Origin of the sequence: Saccharopolyspora rectivirgula DSM 43747, assembly GCF_000497205.1 — a bacterium.
Classification (GTDB): domain Bacteria; phylum Actinomycetota; class Actinomycetes; order Mycobacteriales; family Pseudonocardiaceae; genus Saccharopolyspora; species Saccharopolyspora rectivirgula.
Window position 1 is genome coordinate 1 of the sequence record NZ_AYJW01000114.1, and the last position, 3,567, is coordinate 3,567.

At 71.5% G+C, this 3,567-nt stretch carries 4 protein-coding genes; 3 read left to right on the forward strand and 1 reads right to left on the reverse strand.

All coding sequences use genetic code 11. The features are described 5' to 3' along the window. From SREC43747_RS0118880 to SREC43747_RS0118890, 3 genes are all read left to right on the forward strand, one after another. On the forward strand, window positions 1-922 hold a 922-nt coding region (locus tag SREC43747_RS0118880), incomplete at its 5' end, for a serpin family protein (protein WP_029722945.1). Window positions 923-1,001: 79 nt separating this feature from the next. Further along, window positions 1,002-1,565 carry a carboxymuconolactone decarboxylase family protein gene (locus SREC43747_RS0118885; RefSeq protein WP_029722946.1) on the forward strand — a complete coding sequence of 188 codons (564 nt, stop codon included), beginning with the start codon at window positions 1,002-1,004 and terminating at the stop codon, window positions 1,563-1,565. A 46-nt stretch (window positions 1,566-1,611) separates the two neighbouring features. Further along, entirely contained in the window at window positions 1,612-2,754 is a 1,143-nt protein-coding gene (locus SREC43747_RS0118890; RefSeq protein ID WP_051388154.1) for an NAD(P)/FAD-dependent oxidoreductase, read from the forward strand. 4 nt (window positions 2,755-2,758) lie between these two features. On the opposite strand, the gene sigJ is transcribed toward SREC43747_RS0118890, so the two are convergent. After that, window positions 2,759-3,523, reverse strand: coding sequence for an RNA polymerase sigma factor SigJ (gene sigJ, locus SREC43747_RS0118895; RefSeq protein WP_081722694.1), 765 nt, complete (start codon window positions 3,521-3,523; stop codon window positions 2,759-2,761). Window positions 3,524-3,567 lie beyond the last annotated feature (44 nt).

The following is a 3,567-nucleotide window of genomic DNA, read 5'->3' on the forward strand; positions in this document are numbered from 1 at the left end:
AGCCGCAGCGCTGCGCCCCCTCGCCGCAGCAGCCGAACTCGCCCCGGCCCCCAGCGGTGAACCCCCGGTGCTGGCAGTCGCCAACACCCTGTGGGTCCACCAGGACCTGTCGCTGAACCAGCAGTTCCTCGGAGAACTCGCCGCCTGGCCGGGCAGCGCGGTCCGCACCGCGCCCTTCCGCTCCGAGCCGGAACAAGCCCGCAAGCTGATCAACTCCGACGTCGCGGAGACCACCCGGCAGCTCATCCCGGAACTGCTGCCCCCGGGCACCGTCGACCCGGACACGGTCGCCTCCCTGGTCAACGCCCTCTACCTCAAGGTCGCCTGGAAGGAACCGTTTGACCAGCACCAGACGACCCAGCGGGTGTTCCACGCCCCGGGCGGAGACCGGGAAGTCCCCACCATGCGCACCACGCGACGGCTCGGCTACGCCGCGGTGGACGGGTGGCAGCTCGTCGGCTTGCCAGCGGCCGGTGGGGTGGAGGCGCTCGTCCTGCTGCCCGACGACCTCCCCACCCGGGAACAGGAGCTGACCCCGACCCGGCTGCAGCAGCTGCTGGACGCGGTGGAGCAGCAGCGCGTCGAACTGCTCCTGCCCCGCTTCAAAGTCACCGGCGAACCGGACTTGCAGGGCAGCATGAGCGCCCTCGGCGTGCGCACGGTGTTCACCCCGGCGGCTGATTTCACTCCGCTGACCAGCGAATCGCTGCGGATCTCGACCCTGGTGCACCAGTCGGTGCTGGAGGTCGACGAATCCGGGCTGGAAGGCGCCGCGGCGACCGCGGCGATGATGCGGCTGACCTCGGCCGTCCGCGAACCCGACCCGATCACCGTCGAGGTGGACCGCCCCTTCCTGTTCCTGGTCCGGCACCAGGCCTCCGGTTCGCTGTACTTCCTGGCCCGCGTCACCGATCCGAGCTGAGCTGTCACATCCGGGCGGGCTGTCTCGTCATCCCGGTGAGCTGCCCCGAAGCGGGGCTCACGACCAGGGAGCACAGCCCATGCCACGCATTCCAGCCGTTCCCCAGCAGCGGGCGAACTGGATCACCAGACTGCTGTACCGGTTCTCCCGGCGCCGCTACACCGCGGTCCTGGAGCCGATGGCGGTGCTGGCGCACCACCAGCCGCTGCTGCTCACCTACTGCGCCACCGAAGGAATGGTGCAGCAGGCGGGGAAATCCCTCCCGGAGGACCTGCGGGAGCTCGCCCTCTACCGGGTCGCCGTCAACATCGGCTGCTCCTGGTGCGTGGACTTCGGCGAGATGCAGCAGCGCTACTCAGGGCTGGACACCGAGCGGCTGCGGGAGATCGACCGGTACGCGACCTCGGAGAAGTTCACCGAGCTGGAGCGGAAGGTCATCGAGTACGCCGACGCGATGACCGCGCAGCCCATGCAGGTCACCGATCAGCAGGTGGCGGAACTGGACCGGCAGCTCGGCCACAAGCGCACGGTCGAACTCACCTTCCTGATCGCCCTGGAGAACCTGCGTTCCCGCTTCAACCACGCGATGGGGATCACCGCGCAAGGATTCGCCGACTCCTGCCCGGTCAGCCAGGTCCACTGAAGACACTCCACGGGCCGTTGCCCGGAACAACCCGAAAGGCAAGCACATGTCGCACCGCATCGTCGTCCTCGGCGCCGGCTACGCGGGACTGTCCGCGGCGAAGCGCCTGTCCGCCCTGACCGACGCCCAGATCGTGCTGGTCAACCAACGCGAGGAGTTCGTGCACCGGGTGCGCCTGCACCAGATCGCAACCGGCCAGAGGCTGCCGAGCCCCCCTTTGCGCCAGCTGCTGCGCGGAACCCGGGTGCAACTGAAGATCGGCCTGGTCACCGGCATCGACCCGGAGAACCAACTGGTGCACCTCGGGGAGGCAGCCCCGCTGCACTACGACACCCTGCTCTACGCGCTCGGCAGCCGCACCGGCGCCACCGCCGCGCCGGGGGTCGCCGAGCACGCCCACACCGTCGCCGAACTGGACGGTGCCCTGCGGCTGCGGGAAGCGGTGGAGCAAGCGGACACGGTCGCCGTGGTCGGCGGCGGGCTGACCGGGGCGGAAACCGCGACCGAGCTGGCGGAGAGCTTCCCGCAGGTGAAGACCGCGCTGTTCACCGCCGGCCCGATCGGGGAAGGGCTCTCCGAACGGGGCCGGGAGCACGTGCACGAGGTGCTGACGCGGCTCGGCGTCGACGTGCACGACAACACCGAGGTGACCGAGGTGGGGGCGGACGGCTTGACGGTCCCGGGCGGCCACCACCCGGCTGACCTGGTGGTGTGGAGCGCGGGATTCCAGCCCCCGCCGCTGGCCGCCGAAGCGGGCTTCACCACGGACCGGCACGGGCGGATCGTGGTCGACACGACGCTGCGCTCGGTCTCCCACCCCCAGGTCTACGCCGTCGGCGACGCCGCCGCGATCCCCGGACCCGGCGGGCGCGACCTGCGGATGGCCTGCGCCACCGCCATGCCGTCCGCGCTGGCCGCGGCCCGCGCGATCGCCGACCGGCTGGCCGGCCGACCGGCGCGGCCACTGCGCTTCCGCTACGTGGTGCAGTGCATCAGCCTCGGCCGACGCGAAGGACTCGTCCAATTCGTCAACCCCGACGACTCGCCGCAGGACCGGGTGCTGCGCGGAAAGGCCGCCATCGCGGTCAAGGAAGCCATCCTGTCCGGGGTCTCGGCGGCACTGCGGCGCCCACTGCTCGCCGAGCTGTCCACGAAGGCGTATCCGCGGGTGGCCGAGCGGGTGGGCTGAGCGCTCACCACGGCACCCGCGTGAGCTTCTCCGGGTTCACCACGTCGAAGATCGCGGCTGCTTTCCCGTCCCGCACGGCGACGGTCAGCACCCGCGGCGCCACCTGTGGTGAACCCGCCAGGAGCAGCCCGAGCTCGCCGTTGACCAGCACCGGGCGGGAGTTGGTGAACAGCTCGTCGCCGTACTTCTGGGCCAGCCCGACGGCGAACCTGGCGACCTTGTCGGCCCCGGCGATCGGGCGCCGCGCGGTGCGGGCCTTGCCGTCGCTGTCGCCGTAGACCACCGCGTCCGGGTGCAGCACCCGCGCCACCGCGGTGATGTCCCGGGCTTGCACCGCCTCCACCAGCTCCTGCAGCACCTGCTGCTGCTCCGCCAGGGCCGCGGGTGGCGGTGGGTCGGCGTCGGCCAGCGCGCGCCGGGCCCGGGAGGCGTGCTGGCGGGCGGCCGCGACCGTGCAGTCGAGGATGTCGGCGATCTCGCTGAACGGCACGGAGAAGCCGTCGTGCAGCACGAACGCCACGCGTTGCTCGGGGGACAGCTCGTGCAGCACCCGCAGTGCGGCGAACCGCAGGTCGTCCTGCCCGCTGACGATCTCGCCCGGGTCCTCGGACACGTCGCGCACGATCGGTTCCGGCAGCCACGGGCCCACGTAGTGCTCGCGACGTGCCGCGGCGGACCGCATCCGGTCCAGGCACAGCCGGCTGACCACCGTGGTCAACCACGCCCCCAGGTCGGCGATCTGGCTGCGGTCGGTGGCCGCCAGGCGCAGCCACGCCTCCTACGCGCCCGGCAACTGCTGGAAGAAACCGACCT

Bases quoted from the DNA above. Each gene is read 5' to 3' on its own strand.
- SREC43747_RS0118890 (WP_051388154.1), top strand. From the start codon at position 1,612: ATGTCGCACCGCATCGTCGTCCTCGGCGCCGGCTACGCGGGACTGTCC.
- SREC43747_RS0118885 (WP_029722946.1), top strand. From the start codon at position 1,002: ATGCCACGCATTCCAGCCGTTCCCCAGCAGCGGGCGAACTGGATCACC.